Genomic DNA, 1,457 nt, shown 5'->3' with positions numbered 1-1,457 from the left:
GCTAATGGGATGGTCCGGCCGTGCTCCTGCCCCGCCAGCGATTGAAGCTGGCAAGGGGCGCCAAAGACGAGGAGCACGCCATGTCTCAGCAGAACACCGGGGTTGCCGTTGTCGGCATCGATATCGGTAAGAACTCGTTCCACATTGTTGGTCAGGACGGCCGCGGAGAGATTGTTCTGCGGCAAAAATGGTCGCGCAGCCAGGTTGAGACCCGGTTTGCCAATATGTCACCCTGTCTGATTGGTATGGAGGCCTGTGTCGGGGCGCATCATCTCAGTCGTCGGCTCAGGGCGCTTGGTCACGACGCTCGTCTGATGCCGGCGAAGTACGTGCGACCCTATTCCAAGGGCCAAAAGAATGACTTCCGTGATGCGGAGGCAATCGCCGAAGCGGTGCAGCGGCCGACGATGAAGTTCGTCGCGACCAAGACCGCCGATCAGCTGGACCTGCAGGCACTGCATCGGGTACGGGAGCGGTTGGTCAGCCAGCGCACCGGCATTATCAATCAGATCCGCGCCTTCCTGCTCGAGCGCAGCATTGCCGTGCGTCAGGGAATACGTTCTTTACGCGCCGAACTGCCGCGCATCCTGGCCATGCCGCCAGATGTCCTGTCGCCTAGCATGGTCCGCATTGTCCAAGATCTGGCCTGCGACTGGCGCCGGCTCGATGAGCGGGTCGAGGGTTTGTCGAACGAGATCGAAACCATCGCGCGCCAGGATGCCGGTTGCGAACGGTTGATGAGCGTGCCCGGCATCGGACCGATCATCTCCAGCGCGATAGTGGCCGCCATCGGCGCAGGCGATGTGTTCACCAAGGGCCGAGATTTTGCCGCCTGGCTCGGGCTCGTTCCCAAGCAGATCTCGACCGGGGACCGTACCATCCTCGGCAAGGTATCCAGGCGTGGCAATCGCTACCTGCGAGTTCTGTTCGTGCAGGCGGCGTGGGTCGTGCTGATCAAACCGAAGATCTGGGAGCGCCACGGGCTCAAGCCCTGGCTCGAGGCGGCTGGGAAACGGCTGCATCACAACGTGCTGGCAATCGCCCTCGCCAACAAGCTCGCCCGCATCGCCTGGAGCGTTCTGGCTCGTGGCCGGGCCTTCGAGGTACAGAAGATCAATCAGGCCGCGCCCCCGCCAACCTGATCCTAACTCCACACTGACGGCCACAGAGACCGCTCAAATGAGGAACCCGCAATGACGTAGCCAGAGCAAAAACACGCTACCTGCCGAGGTCTGCGAGAGGATGAGAAGAGATGGAGGATCGGTCTTCCCGGCGCATGCGAAAACTGGTGACCCAAATGGCCCGTTGAGGCCTGTCCGCTAACGAGAACGCACGCGCGCTGATATCCATGATGGTCCGGAGCAGACCAGCTCCAATCAGAGACCGGATACATTGATGCAAGACCGCTGAATGCCAGCTCGACGAAAACCTCTTGCAACGCACGGCCGGACCATACA

1 protein-coding gene is annotated in these 1,457 nt (G+C 61.3%); it reads left to right on the top strand.

Annotated features, from left to right (window positions below):
• Positions 1–80: 80 nt before the first annotated feature.
• Entirely contained in the window at positions 81–1,142 is a 1,062-nt protein-coding gene (locus tag KIP88_RS45715; RefSeq protein ID WP_214494608.1) for an IS110 family transposase, read from the top strand.
• Positions 1,143–1,457: the final 315 nt, after the last annotated feature.

Source organism: Bradyrhizobium sp. SRL28 (assembly GCF_018596315.1).
Classification (GTDB): Bacteria; Pseudomonadota; Alphaproteobacteria; order Rhizobiales; family Xanthobacteraceae; genus Bradyrhizobium.
This window is presented reverse-complemented; position numbering and strand designations above follow the sequence as displayed.